2 protein-coding genes are annotated in these 18,551 nt (G+C 68.2%); both read right to left on the reverse strand.

Going from position 1 to position 18,551, the window contains the following annotated elements; all coding sequences use genetic code 11:
* Positions 1–26 precede the first annotated feature (26 nt).
* Complete coding sequence (locus ABD231_RS06485) at positions 27–227, reverse strand: MbtH family protein (protein WP_344146515.1); 201 nt, start codon at positions 225–227, stop codon at positions 27–29.
* Complete coding sequence (locus ABD231_RS06490) at positions 224–18,448, reverse strand: amino acid adenylation domain-containing protein (protein WP_344146518.1); 18,225 nt, start codon at positions 18,446–18,448, stop codon at positions 224–226. Before ABD231_RS06490 ends, ABD231_RS06485 begins: the two co-directional genes overlap by 4 nt.
* Positions 18,449–18,551 lie beyond the last annotated feature (103 nt).

Genomic DNA, 18,551 nt, shown 5'->3' on the forward strand with positions numbered 1-18,551 from the left:
ATGTTACCCACGGGTACGGCGATTGGTCACCCCTGGGTGAGGCTCTTCGGGCGCAGGTCCGTCCAGTGCGTCTCGATGTGGTCCAGGCACTCCTGACGGCCGGCCGGGCCGTGGGCGACCGTCCAGCCCGCCGGAGTCGCGGCGAACTTCGGCCACAGGCTGTACTGGCCCTCCTCGTTGATCAGCACCAGGTAGACGCCGTCGGCGTTCTCGAAGGGGTTGCTCACTGTCCTTGCCTTTCAGTTGCCAGCTGCACGACTGCTTCCAATGCGCGGAACCAGGTCTCGGCCAGGTCCCGTACGGCGTCTTCGGTGAGGAGTTCGGAGGCGTAGGCCCACTGCGCGATCAGCTCGGGGCCGTCAGGACGGTCCGCGGTCAGAGCGTTCAGAGTGAGCGCATGCGACATCGGCATCTCCGGATCCGCATCCAGCTCCGCAGCGCTGTCCTCGGCCGCGGGCGACCAGTCGGCCGCTTCCGGGAGGTCGAACCGACCCATGTAGTTGAACTCGATCTGCGGTTCGTCGAGCTCGGCCAGCACAGATGCGGTCTTCGGGTTGAGGTGGCGCAGGAGCCCGTGACCGATACCAGCCGTGGGCAGTGCAGCCAGGTGTTCCCGGATGCGGCCCAGTGCCACCTCCAGGTCCTGCCCGGCCGGGTCGAGCCGCACCGGTACGACGCTGGTGAACCAGCCGACCGTCCGCGACAGATCGGCGTCGCCCGCGAGTTCCGCCTCGCGACCGTGCCCTTCGAGATCGACCAGCACGGGCGCATCGGCTGCCGTACCGAAGTAGTGTGCTCGCCACTCCCCCACGGCCAGTGCGAACGCGGTCAGCAGCACATCGTTCACACCCGCACCGAAAGCAGCCGGTGCCCGGCTGAGCAGCGGACCGGTCACTCCCGCAGGCAGCGTCAGCGACAGGGAGCTCGTGGTGCGCACGGTGTCTCGTACTGAGTCGAGTGGGCGGGCCAGTGGTAGACCTGCGCCCTCCGCGAGGATCGAGGTCCACAGCGGTAGCTCGTCCTCAGCCGCCGACTCCACGGCCCGCGCGGCGAGCCGACGGGACCAGCGACCGAAGGACAACTCCACCGGCGCCAGCTCCGGCGTACGGCCTTCTCGTACGGCGGACCAGGCGGCAGCGAAGTCAGGCAGTAGCACGCGCCAGGACACGCCGTCGGTCACCAGGTGATGCGCGAGGATCAGCAGCCGGCCCGGCGTCTCGGGGCCGGCGTCGAACCACACTGCCCGGACCATGGCGCCCGCATCGGGATCAAGCCCGGCCCGCGCAGTCAGTGCGTGCTGAGAGATCGCCGTACGCAACGCTTCCTCGTCGGCACCGCGCACGTCGGCTCGGGTGAGCCACGTGCTCACGTCTGCATGCGTCGGCACGGACAGCACGGGCTCCGGCTCGCGAATCAAGCGGGCACGCAGCATGTCGTGCCGGTCGGCCACAGCTTGCAGAACAGCCCGCAGGCTCGCCTGAGTGAGCTCTGCCGGAGTGCGGAGCAGGGCGGCCTGGTGGTAGCCCGCGATCGGACCGCCGCGCTCCACCATGGCACGCATGATCGGCGTGAGCGGGACCGTACCCGCACCGTCGTCGTGGACTACCACGTGCTCGGCGACCGTCGCCACTGCAGCCAGTGCGATTACTGTGCGGTGCTGGAACAGCTGCCGTGGAGTGAATCGCAGCCCACGGGCGCGGGCCCGGGCGACCAACTGCATGGCGATGATGCTGTCGCCACCGAACGCGAAGAAGTCGTCCTCGGTTCCGACCGCCTCGGCCGGCAACCCCAGTGCTTCGCCGTACAGCTCTCGCAGGACGTACTCGGTCTCGTTCTCCGGAGTCCGCCCACCACCCGCCAGGGTGAAGTCAGGCGCTGGCAGGGCCGCCCGGTCGAGCTTGCCGTTCGACAGCACCGGCAGCCGGTCCAGTACGACGACCGCCGCCGGAACCATGTAGTCGGGCAACGCTGCCGCGGTGTGCGCGCGCAACTCGGCCGGGTCCGCATCGGAGACCACGTAGGCGACGAGCTGTCGCTGGTCGCGAGCGATGACGACGCTCTGGCTGACTGAAGGGTGGCTGTCGAGCACAGCCTCGATCTCGGCCAGCTCGATCCGGTAGCCGCGGATCTTGACCTGATGGTCGGTCCGTCCACCGAACTCCAGCAGCCCGTCCCGCGTCCAGCGAGCGAGGTCACCCGTGCGGTACATGCGGGCACCCGGCGCACCGAACGGGTCAGCGACGAACCGCTCGGCGGTCAGCTCCGGCCGGCCCAGGTAGCCACGCGCGAGCCCCGGACCGGACAGGTACAGCTCGCCGGTGACACCCGGCGGAACCGGAGTCAGCGCTGTGTCGAGCACGTAGGCGCGAGAGCCGTGGACCGGCCGCCCGACGACCGGACGTGCGCTGTCGCTGACCCGGCCGACCAGTGCGTCCACGGTCGCTTCGGTTGGCCCGTACAGGTTGAAGCCCTCGGTGTTCGGCAGTGCGGCCAGCCGACTCCACAGCGACTCCGGAACCGCCTCGCCACCGAAGCCCACCACTGCGAGCGGGCACTCGCCGTCCGGACCGACCAGCCCGCTGTCGGCTAGCTGAGTCAGCAGCGACGGCGTGACCTCGATGAAGTCGATGCCGCGGTCGCGGATGAATGCCGTGAGCAGTTCCGGATCGCGTCGTGTCTCGTCGTCCGCGATGTGCAGCGCGTGCCCGTCCAGCAGCCACAACTGCGGCTGCCACGATGCGTCGAACGAGAACGACCAAGCGTGCGCCACCCGTAGGTGCTTGCGACCGGCCCGCTCCTTCGCCAGATCGTGCAGGTCGTGGCGATGGCTGTGGAAGAGGTTCGCGACACCGCCCTGGGTGACGACAACGCCCTTGGGCCGACCAGTCGATCCGGACGTGTAGATCACGTACGCCGGGTGGTCCGGGCCGGGCGCCGTCGGAGTCGCTTCCGAGAGTCCGGCCAACGCGTCGAGACGCAGTACGGGGATGTCCGTGGCAGGCAGGGCGGTGTCCGTGGTGGACAGGACCAGGACCGGGTCAGCATCCGTGAGCATGCTGGTGAGGCGTGACTCGGGCAGGTCGGGGTCCAGCGGCAAGTAGCCGGCACCCGCCTTCATGACCGCGAGGATCGCCGCGATGTAGTCAGCTGTGCGCGGCAGGGCCAGTGCGACGAGCCGCTCCGGCCCTGCGCCCTGTCCGGCGAGCACCCGGGCCAGTTGCTCGGTGCGGGCGTCCAGCTCGGCGAAGGTCCACGTGTTGTGGTCGTCGGTGACGGCGATCGCGTCTGGACTTGCTGCGACCTGCGCGGCGAACAGAGCGGGCACAGTCTCGAGCCGCTCGGCCGGCGAGAGCGCAGTGTCGTTCCAGGTCTCCAGAACAGCCTGCCGCTCGGCAGCGCTGAGGACGTCGAGAGAACTGACCCTGCCTGCGGGGTCGGCGACGACCTGTTCCAGCAGGGACTCCAACCGACGGCCGAGGAGTTCTGCGGTCGACCGGTCGAACAGGTCGGCGCTGTACTCGATCCACCCCTGGATACCGTCGCCCTCAGGCTGTTCGACGAAGTCGAAGCTGAGATCGAACTTCGAGGTCTCCTGGCCGACCGACTCGCGCCGTACGGACAGTCCGGGGATCTGCGGGCCCCCGGACTGGTTGGCGATGTGGGCAACCATCACCTGGAACAGCGGGTGCCGGGCGAGCGAGCGCTCCGGCTTGATCGCCTTCACGAGCCGCTCGAACGGCAGGTCCTGGTGCTCGAACGCCGTCAGGTCGGTCTCGCGGACCCGCATCAGCAACTCGGTGAAGGTCGGGTCGCCGGACAGATCCGTTCGCAGGACGAGCGAGTTCACGAAGAAGCCGACGAGGTCTTCGAGCGCCTTGTCGCCGCGGCCCGACACCGGCGCGCCGAGAGGGATGTCCGTCCCGGCACCGAGTCGGTGCAGCAGCGCCGCGACAGCAGCGTGAGCCACCATGAACATGCTGACGCCGTTCTCCCGTGCCAGAGCGCGCAGTGCGCTCTCCACAGCCGGTGCGACCGCGAAGCCGACCGTGCCACCCCGCCCGCCCGACTCCGCTGGACGCGGACGGTCGACGGGCAGGTTCAGCTCGACCGGTAGCTCGGCGAGCGTCCGGCGCCAATGCTCGACCAAACCAGTCTCGGTCGCCGCCAGCAGCTCCTGCTGCCACAAGGCGTAGTCGGCGTAGCTCACGGGGAGTGGCGCCCACTCCGGGCTGCGACACTCGACGCGCGCCGCGTAGGCGCTGGACAGGTCGTCAAGCAGCGGGCGGTCCGACCACTCGTCGGTGGCGATGTGGTGCAGCAGAAGCAACAGCACATGCTCGTCCGGTCCCACCTCGCACAGGACTGCCCGCACCGGGATCTCCTGTCCCAGATCGAACGCGTACGCCGCCTCGGTCGCGAGGTCGGCGTAGTCCGCCACGGTGAGCGGGAGCTCGGCGTGGTCGAGGACCTGTTGGAACGGCACGCCGTCAACGGCCGGGAACACGGTGCGCAGCGGTGCGTGCCGTGCGACGACGTCGTTCAGTGCAGCCTCGAGTGCGGCTCGATCGAGTCGACCGGTGAGCCGCCAGACCGACGGGAGGTTGTACGTCGGATTAGGCCCCTCTACCTGGTGTAGCAGCCATAGCCCCTGCTGCGAGGACGAGAGCGGCAGCCGCTCCGGTACCGACCGCGCCGCGTCGAGCGCAGGCCGTACGACGCTCTGGGCCACCTCAAGGTGTCTGGCGAGCTTGGCCGGTGTGGGTGCGTCGAAGATCGTGCGCAGCGACGCCTTCTCCCCGACACTCGCCCGAAGCCGGCTGACCAGTCGCATCGCACTCAGCGAGTGCCCACCCAACGCGAAGAAGTCATCATCGACGCCCACCCGCTCGAGGCCAAGCACCTCAGCCACCAGCGCACACAGCGTCTCCTCGAACGGAGTACGCGGTCGCGCGTCGCCCACCTCGGCCGCGAAATCCGGCGCCGGCAGCGCCCGCCGATCCAGCTTCCCGTTCGGAGTCAACGGCAGGCCATCGAGCGCAACCACCGCAGCCGGAACCATGTGCTCCGGCAACGAGACCGCTACGTGCGCCCGCAACTCCGCAGATCCCACCGGGTCTGCCAACACCACATACGCAACCAACTGTTCGTCCCGGAGGATCACAGTCGCCTGCGCCACGGCGGGGTGGGCACTCAGCGCAGCCTCGATCTCACCCAACTCGATGCGGAAACCACGCAGCTTCACCTGGTCGTCCACACGACCCAGGTACTCGAGCTCACCGTCCTGCCGCCACCGCGCGAGGTCGCCGGTCCGGTACATCCGCTGACCCACTGCGAACGGGTTCGCGACAAACCGCTCAGCCGTCAGCCCGGGGCGTCCGAGGTAGCCGCGCGCCAGCTGGACACCCGCGAGGTACAGCTCACCGGCCACACCCGGGGGCACCGGGTTCAGGGCCGCATCGAGCACATAGGTCTGCGTGTTCCACACCGGCCGCCCGATCGGGACGGTGGTCGGGTCGGCGGCGACCTCGTGGGAGGTGACGTCGACTGCGGCCTCGGTGGGGCCGTAGAGGTTGTGCAGCTTGCTGCTGGGCAGCACTTCGGCGAACCGCGCGGCCAACGGCGCAGGCAACGCCTCACCGCTGGCCATGACCTGCCGCAACGAGGTGCACGCCGCAGCGGCCGGCTCATCCACGAACGCCCGCAGCATCGACGGGACGAAGTGGGTCGTGGTGATCTGCTCCTGCTGAATCAGCTCAGCCAGGTAGACCGGGTCCCGATGTCCTTCCGGACGCGCGACCACCAGAGCAGCACCTGTGATCAGCGGCCAGAAGAACTCCCACACCGACACGTCGAACCCGGCAGGTGTCTTCTGCAGCACCCGGTCGGTGGGCTCGAGCCGGTAGGTGTCCTGCATCCACAGCAGGCGGTTGACGATCGCCCGGTGCGGAACTGACACACCCTTCGGCCGACCAGTCGAGCCAGACGTGTAGATGACGTACGCAGCCTGCAGTGGGTTGTAGGACTGCGGCAGCGGCGCGTCGGCCGGCTGCTCAGGCGTTCCGTCCAGCGCGACCAGGACCGTGGCGATGTCAGTGTCAGTGTCGGTAACCACACAGACCGGCTCGGCGTCTCCGAGCATGTAGGCCAGCCGATCAGCCGGGTAGCTGGTGTCCAACGGCAGATACGCAGCGCCAGCACGCTGTACGGCGAGCAGGGTGATCACCAACGCAAGCGAACGTGGCAACGCGACAGCAACCGTGGTGTCAGCTTGTGCACCGTTGGCGGCGAGTGTGCGAGCCAACGTCTCCACTCGCGCATCGAGCGCGGCGTACGTCAGCTGCTCGCCCTCGAAGACGAGAGCAGTCGCCTCTGGCGTACGAGCCACCTGCGCACGGAACAACTCCGGCAGTGTCGTGTCGACGATCGCATGCTCGGTGTCGTTGAAGCCTTGGAGGACAAGGGCGCGCTCGTCGTCGTAGAGCACATCGAACGTGCCGACTCGACGGCTGGGGTCGGCGACGACCTGTTCGAGCAGAGACTCCATCCGGCGGCACAGGAGCTCTGCAGTCGCCGCATCGGTCAGGTCGGTCGCGTACTCGAGCAGGAGCGTGAGGCGGCCGGATACGTCCGACTCGTCCACGAAGGTGAAGTTCAGATCGAACTTGGCCGCACCGGTCTCCATCTCGTACCACTCCGCGGGCAGCCCGAGCAGAGCCTCGGGATCACCCTCAGGACGATGGTGGTACCCGAGCATCACCTGGAAGAGCGGGTTACGACCGGTGACTCGCGGCGGGTTGACCGCTTCGACGACCCGGTCGAACGGCACGTCCTGGTGCTCGAACGCGGCCAGCGACGACTCCCGGACCCGCGCCAGCAACTCCTGGAACGTCGGTGCGCCGGACAGATCAGTCCGCAGTACCAGGGTGTTCACGAAGAAGCCGACCAGGTCATCCAGACCGCTGTCGGTACGACCCGCGATCGGCGCACCCAGCGGAATGTCGTCGCCCGCTCCCAACCGATGCAGCAGGGCGGCGGTAGCAGCCTGCACCACCATCCACATGCTGGTGCCGGTAGTAGTGGACAGCTCGCGCAACGCACGCCCCGTCTCGACGGGTAGTTCGTAGCGGACGATGGCACCGCGGCCGCTGGGGTCGGTCGGGCGCGGACGGTCCAGCGGCAGGGTCAGCTCGTCCGGGGCGCCGCGTAACGCCTCACTCCAGTACGCGAGCTGGTGCTCACCCAGCTGCTCGAAGAGCTCTTCCTGCCAGAGCGTGTAGTCGGCGTACTGCACCGGTAGCGCGTCCCACACCGGTTCGCCACCGGCAATGCGGGCGGCGTACGCCGTGTTGAGGTCGGCCAGGAACGGACGGTCGGACCACTCGTCGGTGGTGATGTGGTGCAGAACCACAGCCACGACATGGTCTTCCGCACCGACCCGGAACACCTCTGCCCGCAAGGGGAACTCGCGCGTCAGGTCGAAGGTACGTCGCTGCGCGGACTCGACCAGCCCAGGCAGATCGCCCTCGGCACAGTCCACAGCGCTGAACGACAGCTGTGCCTCGTCACGAATCCACTGGAACGGCACACCGTCGTGTTCACCGACCAGAGTCCGCAGCGACTCATGCCGCGCGGCCACATCCTGCAGCGCTGTCTGCAACGCCGGTACGTCGAGTGCCCCGCGCAGGCGGAACACCAACGGGAAGTTGTACGCCGCCCCTGCGCTCTCCAGCTGCTCCATCAGCCACAGCCGTCGCTGCGCCGCGGACAACGGGACGTACTCCGGACGCTCGCCGTACGCCGTCAGAGCGGGGCGCGTGGGCTTGCCGTTGTCGGCGCGTCCCGCCAGCAGTGCCGGGGTCGGTGCCTCGAACAGGTCGCGGATGGCGAGCTCAGCACCGAGTTCGGTGCGCGCACGGCTGACCAGCCGGGTGGCGAGCAGCGAGTGCCCGCCGAGATCGAAGAAGTTGTCCTCGGCCCCTACTTCGGGCAGTCCGAGCACCTCCGCGAACAGCCGGCACAGCACCTCTTCCTCCGGCGTCCGCGGACCACGTCCACCGCCCAGCGCGACCGCCGGCTCTGCATCCGGCAATGCCCGTACATCGAGCTTGCCGTTGGAGTTCATCGGTAGACCGTCGACCGTGACGAAGGCGGCCGGCACCATGTAGTCCGGCAGCTCACGCCCCAGGTCGTCGCGCAACCGCCGTACCAGCGCACTGGCTTCCCGAGCCGCGGTCGGATCATTCGCGTACGGCGCTGTGCCGCCGCCCGCGCGGTAGAGCCCACTGGTCAGCCGCGCGTCGTCCGGCACGAAGACCGCGTCGTACGTCGCGACCGCCTTGCCCCAAGTCGTCAGCACCTGCTGGCCGAGGGTGTGCAGGTCTTCTGGGTCAACACCGTCACCGACGCGACCATCCGGGATCCCGGTGACGCGCAGAGCTCTCCCGTCGGACGGTAGTGCGGCGAGCGTGGTCCACTCGACGGTCGGTACGTCGCCGAGCTGCAGGTCCGGGTCCCCGGCGTACAGGACGACGTCGTACCGGTGTCGGCTCAGCTCGTTGTGGTGCAGCGCGCGCTTGGTGCGCAGGTCGACCTCGTAGCCCAGCGTGGTGAAGTAGTCGGGGTCGACGAGAAGTTCCTTCTCCAGCTGCAGTCCGCGCTCCACAGCGCGCTCCAGTTCGGTCTCCGCGGTTCCACGGGCCTGCTGGATCTCGGTGTGGAAGGTGCGGGCCAGACGGAGGTTGCGGACGTCTCCGACGAACAGTGCTCCGCCAGGAGCCAGCAACTCCATCGCACCGTTGATGACGGTGGTCAGGTACTCGATGCTCGGGAAGTACTGGATGACCGAGTTGATGACGATCGTGTCGAAGAAGCCGGTCGGCAGCTCGGGCAGGTCGTCGGCCGGCCGGCAGTGCAGCTCGACCCGGTCCGCGAGCTCCGGGTCGTGGGCACGCAGGTCGGCGCCGATCTTGCGGATGACGGGCGCAGCGAAGTCAGTGCCCCAGTACGACTCGACCGCGGGCGCGAGCCGGGACAGCAGCAGGCCGGAGCCGATACCGATCTCCAGCACCCGGCGCGGGTGCAGCGACTCGATCCGGGCCAGCGTGGACTCGCGCCACTCGTGCATCTCCTCGAACGGGATCGGCTGACCGTCGTACGAGCTGTCCCAGCCGTCGTACTGCTCGGTGAAGACGGCGGTGCCGATCTCCTCGTACTCGTCGGAATAGATCTCCTGCCACTCGTCGACCTGGGCAGCCTCGGCGGCCTGTCGCTCGGCGGAGTCAGCCGCAGCCGGTACGACGTAGCCCACCAGCCGTTCGTCGCGGACCACCACGGCGGCCTGGGCGACCAGTGGGTGCCGGCTGAGCACGGTCTCGATCTCACCGGGCTCGATCCGGTAGCCGCGAATCTTGACCTGGTCGTCGGTGCGGCCGAGGAAGTCGAGGTTGCCGTCGGCGGTCCGGCGTACCAGGTCGCCGGTGCGGTACATGCGCTCGCCAGACACACCAAACGGGTCAGCTACGAAGCGTTCGGCGGTCAGACCGGGCTGGTCGAGGTACCCGCGCGCCAGACCGATACCGGCGATGTACAACTCACCAGGTACGCCGTCCGGTACCGGCCGCAGCCAGGTGTCGAGAATGTGCGCGCGTGTGCCGCGGATGGGCTTGCCCACGGTCGGTGTGTCACTGTCGAACGTGCCGCCACCCAGCGTGTTGATGGTGTACTCGGTCGGCCCGTAGAGGTTGTAGCCGTAGGTCCCCTCGGTGTCGCGCAGCGCCGCCCACACCGTGTCCGACACGGCCTCACCACCGAGCAGCACCAGCGGTGGGACGTGACCCTCCAGCAGACCCTGCTCGATCAGCAGCCGCGCGTACGTCGGAGTGACGTTCACGACGTCGATGCGGTGCTGCTCGCAGTAGGCAACGAGTGCCTCGGCGTCGCGCCGCAGCTCCTCGTCGCAGACGTGCACCTCGTGGCCCTCAACCAGCCAGAGCAGCTCTTCCCACGACATGTCGAACGCGAACGACACGGTGTGCGCGATACGCAACCGCCGTCCACCGGCCGAGGCGACCGCCGGGTCGAAGATCTCCTTCTGATGGTTGAGCTGCATGTTGGTCAGGCCGCGGTACGGCGTGACAACGCCCTTGGGGCGACCGGTGGAACCAGACGTGTAGATGACGTAGGCCGGGTGCTCAAGACTGAAGCTGCGCTGGACAGGTGTGTCGGAGAGTCCAGCCAGTTCGCTCTGCACTGCTGGCTCGTCCAGCAGGACTCGGCCCATGTCGCCGTCCAGGGTTGCCGACACAGCAGTCGTGCTGAGCAGCAAGAGCGGACGGGCATCGGCCAGCATCAGCGATAGCCGGTCGGCCGGGTGATCGAGTTCCAGCGGCAGATAGGCCGCCCCGGTTCGCAGTACGGCGAACAGCGCCACAACCATGTCCAGCGAGCGTGGTAGCCCCAGTGCGACAACCTGCTCGGGACATGCGCCCCGTTCGATCAACAGTCGGGCCATGCGGTTCACGGCCGCGTCGAGTTCGGCGTACGTCAGTGTGCGGTTGCCAAAGACCAGTGCACGAGCGTCCGGCGTACGGGTCGCCTGTGTGGCTAGCAGATCGGCGATGGTCTCCTCGGGGTCCGGGACCTGGCTCGCGGCCCACTCCGTCTGCAGTGCGCTGCGCTCGGCGGGCAGCAGCGGGTCGAGGGAGCCGACGGGCGCGGTGAGGTCGGAGGTGAGCCGATCGACCAGCAGGGCGAACCGGTCGAGCAGCACCTGCGCGTCGTGCGTAGGGACGAGGTCGGGCCGGTGGGTCAGCGTGACAGCGATCTCGCGGCCTGGAGTGATGACGAGGTTGACCGGGTAGTGGGTCGCGTCGACGTTGGCGACGGCGGTCGCGCCGTGCTGCGTGCGCAGCAGCTCCAGTCGTTCCTCGGTGTCGTTGTTGCGCAGCACGAACAACGTGTCGAACAGCTTGCGGTGGCCGGTCTCGGCCTGCAGTACGCCGAGGCTGAGGTGCTCGTACGGCATCAGGTCCAGGCGCTCGCCCTGGATCCGCTGCAGCAGCCGGAGCACCGGTTCGGCCGCGTCGAGACGGAGGCGGGTCGGGACCGTGTTCAGGAACAGACCGATGATCTCGCCGACGTCCGGAACCTCGCTCGGGCGGCCGGCGACCGTCGTACCGAAGACGACATCCGGGCGGCCAGTTGCCGAAGCAAGTGTGAGCCCCCACGCCGCATTCAGCAGAGTGTTGAGGGTCAGACCGTGCACGCGACCCACCTCGCGCAGCCGCTCGCTGAGCGCGGCAGGCAGCAGTACGTCGAGCTGGTCGGGGATAACGGGGTCCAGACCATCAGGTGCGGTCGGGGCGAGCAGAGTGGGCTCGTCCAGACCGGAGAGCGCAGTACGCCAGGCCGCGGTGGCAAGTGTGTCGTCCTGACGCTCCAGCCAGGTCAGGTAGTCGCGGTAGCTGCCCGGCTCAGGCAGAGCGGTTCCGGTCTTGTAGAGGCCGAACAGCTCGTCGAGGAACAGCCAAGCCGACCAGCCGTCCCACAGAATCAGATGCCGGCCGATGACGAGCCGGTCGCCCTGGTCCAGCCGCACCAGCAGCAGCCGGAACAAAGGCGGTGCCGAAAGGTCGAAGCGACGGTTGCGCTCGGCATCGGTCAGCTCTCGCAGCCGTGCGTCCTGTTCAGCGACCGGGAGACCGGAGAGGTCGACTTCTTCAAGTGGGATCGCCGGGTCCTCGACAATGAACTGCACCGGCTGATCGAGGCCCTCACTGGTGAAGCCCGCGCGCAGACCGGGGTTGCGCACCAGCAGTGTGCGGACAGCGGCTCGAAGCCGGTCGGTGTCGAGGCGCTCCGCGAAGTCGAAGGTCTCGTGGACGGTGTAGACGTCCATCGCACCCTCGTAGAACGCCGAGTGGAAGAACAGTCCCTCCTGCAACGGAGCGAGCGGCCAGACATCCTCCACGACCGCAGGGGACGCAAACGAACGCACGTGAGCGAGCTGCGCATCCGTGAGTGCAAACGCGACGCTGTGGTCCGCCACTGCCTCCACAACAGCAGGGGCGGCCGCAGCGAGCGCAGCAGGAGTGCGGTGCGTGAAAACGTCGCGTGGACTCAGTTCCAGGCCGCCTGCGCGGGCGCGTGTTGCCACTCCGATAGAGCTGATACTGTCGCCGCCGAGGTGGAAGAAGTCGTCATCAGGACCCAGGTCCTCGATGCCGAGCACGGCCGCGAAGATCCCGGTGAGCAGCCGCTCCGCAGGTCCTTCCGGCTCCCGGCGCGCCGCGCGTTCGGCCTCTGGTGCCGGCAGCGCCGCCTGGTCCAGCTTGCCGCTGGGGCTCAGCGGCAGGTCGTCCAATACGACGTAGGCCTCGGGCACCATCGATGCTGGCAACACCTCAGCCAGCGTGGCTCGCAGCTCGGCCACATCTACTGCAGCACCAGACACCGGTACCGCGTAGGCGATCAACCGCTGTTCACGCACCACTACAGCGCCACGGGCGACAGCTGGGTGAGCAGTCAGCGCGGCCTCGATCTCACCGAGCTCTACCCGGTTGCCACGGAGTTTGACCTGCCGGTCGGTGCGGCCGAGGTAGTCGATCGTCCCGTCCGGACGGCGACGCACCAGGTCGCCGGTGCGGTACATCCGTGCGCCAGTCGCATAGGGGTCCGCAACGAAGCGGTCCGCGGTGAGCGCAGGATGCTGGTGGTAGCCGCGGGCCAGCTGTACGCCGGTCAGGTACAGCTCACCGGGCACACCGTCCGGCACTGGCCGCAGACACGAGTCGAGTACGCGCAGACCGGTGTTCCACACCGGCCGGCCGATCGGCACAGTCGTGTCGGACGCACCGTCGTACTCATGGAACGTGACGTCCACGGCGGCCTCGGTGGGTCCGTACAGGTTGTGCAGCGGTACGCCGGTCAGCTCGCTCCACCGACGGGACGCCGTACCGGACAACGCTTCGCCGCTGCTGAACACGCGACGCAGGCTGCGTGACCACACTGCATCCGCGGTGACCTCGTCGGTCACCAGGAACGCTTCCAGCATTGACGGTACGAAGTGCATGGTCGTCACCTGCTCAGCCTGGATCAGCCGGGCCAGGTAGGCGGGGTCGCGATGACCGTCCGGTACGGCGAGCACTACGGCCGCACCTTCACACAGCGCCCAGAAGAACTCCCAGACACTGACGTCGAAGCTGGACGGCGTCTTCTGCAGCACACGATCGTCGGCCGTGAGACCGTACGCACCCTGCATCCAGGCCAGCCGGTTGACGATGGCGCGGTGCGTCACGACAACACCCTTGGGCCGACCGGTCGAGCCGGAGGTGTAGATCAGGTACGCCGCGTCGTCAGGCTCGGCCTGGACCACAGCCGTGTCGGGCAGCACCTCCACCGCGTCCGTCGTCAGAACGTCCAGACCATCGACAGCAGGCACCCGAGCTGCATCACGATCGGTGGTGACCACAGTCGTCGCACCTGAATCAGCCAGCATGTAGACAAGGCGATCCGCGGGATAGTCGAGGTCCAGCGGCAGGTACGCCGCACCGGCCTTCAGAACACCCAGCAGCGCCACCATCAGCTCCGCCGACCGAGACACCGCGACAGCGACGAACTGCTCCCGGCCAACGCCCCGAGCGCGCAACCGCCGAGCCAACGCCTCAGCCCGTACGTCGAGCTCGGCATACGTGAGCGTCTCGCCCTCAAACACCACCGCAGTGGCGTCCGGCGTCTTCGCAACCTGTACGGCGAACGCCGCAGCCAGCGTGGTCGCCGGAACGGCGTGGGTCTCCCCCACCGGATGCGCCCCGGCCAGCTCACTCGGGGTCAGCAGATCGAGGTTGGCAACCTTGCGAGCAGGGTCGCCGGCCAGCGCCTCCAGCACCAGTGTGAGCCGGTCGGCGAGTGACTGGACCGCATCGGCGTCGAGACGCTGAACGTGATGCTTCAGCCGCAGGTCGAGCCGCCGGCCCGGCTTGACGATCAGAGCGAGCGGGTAGTGCACAGCGTCGTGGAAGGCGTGTCCAGCAAGGGCAACCGAGCCGGTGGGGTCGGTGACGCCCTCGTTGCTGGGGTAGTTCTCGAACACGACCAGCGTGTCGAAGAGCTCACCACCACCTGCATGTCCGGCGGCCCGCTGGATGTCGGCCAGACCCAGGTGCTGGTGGTCGAGCAGTGCGCTCTGCTCCTCCTGCAGCCGGTCCAGCAGCTCGCCAAACGTGTCAGCCGGTGACCAGCGCAGCCGAGTCGGCAGCGTGTTGATGAAGAGACCGATCATCGACTCGATGCCGTCAACGGCCACGTCACGGCCCGAGACGGTGGTGCCGAACAGCACGTCCTGCTGACCGGTCATGCGACCGAGCAGCAGACCCCAGGCGCCCTGCACGATCGTTCCGAGCGTGACGGCGCGTTCCCGGGCCCGGGCGGTGAGCTGAGCAGTCACGCGCTCGGACAGCTCGATGCGAACCTGGGCCGGCTCAATCGGACCAGCCGGCGCGGGTGCCTCCACCAGACGGGTCGGTTCGTCCACACCCTCCAATGCGGTCCGCCACGCAGCCCGAGCCGCCTCACGGTCCGCACTGGCGATGCGGCCGAGATAGGCGCGGTACGGCGCAACCTCGGGCAGCGGGACCGGGTTGTCGCCGTACAGGGCCAGGAGCTCGCGGTGCAGGACGGGCAGCGACCATCCGTCCGCGATGATGTGGTGGAACGTCAGGACCAGCTGGCTGCGTTCTGCACCGAGCCGGATCAGCGCGCAGCGCATCAACGGCGGCCGGGACAGGTCGAAGCGCTGCGCCCGCTCTTCGGTAGCGGCAGAGGCGTCGTCAGTCTCACGCCACGGGACTTCCACACCGGAGGCGATGAGCTGGACCGGACGCCCGTCGGGTAGTTGCCGGAAGCAAGCACGCAGCGGCGCGTGCCGATCCAGCAGACGCTGCGCTGCAGTGCGCAGGAGCGATCCGTCGACCGGCCCGGTCAGCTCGATGACCTGCTGGACGACGTACGCGTCGTGTTCGGTGCCATCGACCAGAGCGTGGAAGAAGAAGCCCTCCTGCAGCGGTCCGAGCGGCAGGACCTCATCCACCGACAGCTCACCCTGCAGCGCAGCGAGCTCATCCGCGGCCGGCTGCTGCCACGCCAGTACGTCAGCGTCGTCGGACTGGGCCGTGCGAACGACTGTGGCCAGCTCGGCAACAGTGCGATGCCGGAACACATCCCGTGTGGTCAGCTCCAGTCCGGAGCGCCGGGCCAGGATCAGTAGCTGCACAGCGATGATGCTGTCGCCGCCGAGCGCGAAGAAGTCGTCGTCGATGCTGACCGACGGCAGACCGAGCGCACGGGCGTACAGGTCGCACAGCAACTGCTCGCGGGCCGACGAAGGAGCCCGCCCGGCGCTGAGCCGTGTGTAGTCGGGCACTGGCAGCGCAGCCGCATCGAGCTTGCCACTAGGTGTCACGGGCAGCTTGTCCACCGGAACGAACGCAGCCGGAACCATGTAGTCGGGCAGGTACTCGGACGCATGCGACCGCAGCGCAGCCATCAACGCAGCGGCGTTCCGGAACGGCGCCGGGCGGTTGGTGAGCGGGTGCCGACCACCTGCCCGGTACGGCGCAATGACGTCCTCGCGCGCGAAGACTGCGTCCAGACTGCCGTCCTCCGCGTCACCGTTCCACGTCAGTACGGCGGTGTACCCGTGCCGAGCCGCCGTCTCGTGCAGCTCCTCCGGATCGACGCCGTACGTCGCAATGGCCGGCCGGCTGCTGTCTTCGAGGGCCTCGAGCGCAGCCAGGTCCTCAGCGAGACGGGAGTTCGGGATACCGGTGACCCGCACCGGCCCGGCCACACCGGCCAGCAGTTCGTCGAGCGAATCAACGGCGAACCAGTCCGACTCGGCGGCCGCTGGTGCGACAACCTCGCCAGCTCGCAGCACGACGTCGTACCGGTAGCGAGTGAGCTCGTTGTGATGCTTGCCGCGCTTGACGCGGATGTCGGCGGTGAATCCATCGAGTGCTGCGAAGTAGTCGGGGTCAACGAGCAGCTCGCCTTCCCACGCGATTGCACGGTCCACTGCCGACCGCAGCGCCTCCTTGTCGCCGTCCTGAACCCGCCGCGTCTCAATGGCCGCGCTAAGTGGGAGCAACAGCCGCAGGTTCCGCACGTCACCAACGAAGAGCGCACCACCAGGTGCGAGCAGTTCGGCAGCACCCCGCAGTACGTCGGTCAGGTACTCGCCCGTTGGGAAGTACTGGATGACAGAGTTGATGACGATCGTGTCGAAGTGGCCCCTGGGCAGTCCGGACAGGTCATCGGCGGGCCGGGCCAGCAGTTTGACCTTGTCGGCCAGACCCGGCACTGCGGACACCTGCGTCTCCAGTGCACGCACGGCTTCCTCGGACAGGTCTGTACCCCAGTAGTCCGCACAGTCCGGAGCCAGCTGAGACAGCAGCAGCCCACTACCGACACCGATCTCCAGAACCCGGTGCGGCTGCACAGCGCGGATCCGGTCCAGCGTCGACGCCCGCCACTCGCGCATGTCCGCGAGCGGGATCGGCAGGCCGTCGTACATGCTGTTCCAGCCGGCGAAGTTCTCTTCGAACGCGTCGGAACCGGCAGCGGAGTAGAGGAGTTCGTGCAGGTCCTTCCAGTCGGCGACACCGCCGTCGTCGGAACCGCCGTCGAGCGACGGTACGACGTACGCGGCGAGGCGGCGCTCGCCCGGACGGTCCTCGCGAACGACGACGGCTGCCTGGTCGACCGACGGGTGCGCACGCAGTACCGACTCGATCTCACCTGGTTCGATCCGGAACCCGCGGATCTTCACCTGGCTGTCGACGCGTCCGTGGAACTCCAGCCGTCCGTCGGCCTTCCAGCGCACGAGGTCGCCAGTCCGGTACAGGCGCTCGCCAGGTGCACCGAACGGGTCCGCGACGAACCGCTCTGCCGTCAGTGCGGGGCGACCGAGGTAGCCGCGGGCCAGTCCGGCGCCACCGAGATAGAGCTCTCCCGTGACACCAGCAGGGACCGGCCGCAGCCGGTCGTCGAGGACGTAGGCCCGAGTACCAGGGTCAGGTACGCCGATGGGCACGATGCTGCCGGACGGGATGTCCGGGTCGCACAGACCCAGAGTGGAGTTCGTGGTGGCCTCAGTCGGACCGTAGGCGTTGAACATCATCCGGCCGCGCGCGTAGCGACTGACGAGCTCGGGTGAGACACGCTCTGTCCCAGCCAGCAGGGTCGCTGTCGGCGGCAACAGGACGTCGTCGGGCATCGCAGCCAGCAGAGCCGGCGGCAGAATCATGAAGGTGATGCCGTGCTCGTTCGCGTAGTCCGCAAGCGGTGCACCCGGTACTCGACGGTCTGCGGGTACGACGACCAGCCGGCCACCCGAGAGCAGCCCGAGGCACAGGTCCCAGAACGCCACATCGAAGCTGGGTGAGGCGAACTGCAGTACCCGGCTGTGCGGCCCGATCCCGAACCGCTCCTGCTGAGTGGCGACCAGCTTCGCGACACCAGCGTGTGAAAGCACCACACCCTTGGGCCGACCGGTGGAACCAGAGGTGTAGATCACGTACGCCGCATGGTCGATCGTCAATGCGGCTGCGGGGTCCTGCGTCGGATAGCCAGCCAGCTCGGCAGCCGTCTCAGGTGAGTCCAGCAGCAGCGAGTCCGGCGGCAGGTCCGCCGCTACCTCCGCAGTGGTGACGACACAGACCGGTTGCGCGTCCGCGAGCATGTAGGCGATCCGGTCGGCCGGATAGTCCGTGTCGACAGGCAGATAGGCAGCGCCCGCCTTCAGTACGGCGACCTCCGCAACAATCATGTCCGCCGAGCGCGGTACCGCGAGCGCGACAACCTTTTCGGGTCCTGCGCCGCGCGCCACCAGGGCGTGCGCCAACTGCGCGGCCCGCGCGTCCAGCTCGGCGTACGTGAGCTGAACGTCGTCATGGATCAGAGCGATCTCGTGCGGACGCGCAGCGACCTGGTCGGCGAACATCCGCGGCCAGGTCAACGCCGGTACGTCGTGCTCGGTGTCGTTCCAGCCCACCAGGATCTGGTCCCGCTCCTCGTCGGCCAGCAGGTTCAGGTCCGCGACTGGGGTGTCAGGGCGGTTTAGCGCGTCAGCCAGCAGCGTGCGGTAGTGACCGAGGATGCGGTCGATCGTGTCGGGCTTGAACAGGTCGGTGCGGTAGTCCGCTCGTACCTGCCCGGCTGAGCTGGAGAGGGCCAGGTCCAGCGAGCCGCCGTGCGAGTCATCGAAGCTCAGGTCGGCGATCTGTATGCGCAGCGCGGCGAACGTCAGACCGCCGTCGACAGCCACGCGCACCGGCCGCCCGGCGTGCGCCACGGCCACCACGCTCGTCGGCTCCCCGCCGTACCGGTAGAGCAAGGCAGCGAAGGCGGTCAGACCGGTCAGCTCGTCCGCCTCCGGCACCTCCGCCGTCCGCACTCCCCGCGGCTCCGGGGTGTCTGGGTGGGACGGGCGCGGAAAGTCCAGTGGCAGCGATACCTGTGGCACCGAAGTAGTACGCAAGTTGCCCGACACAGTCGCC

Source organism: Kribbella yunnanensis, from assembly GCF_039529655.1.
Classification (GTDB): domain Bacteria; phylum Actinomycetota; class Actinomycetes; order Propionibacteriales; family Kribbellaceae; genus Kribbella; species Kribbella yunnanensis.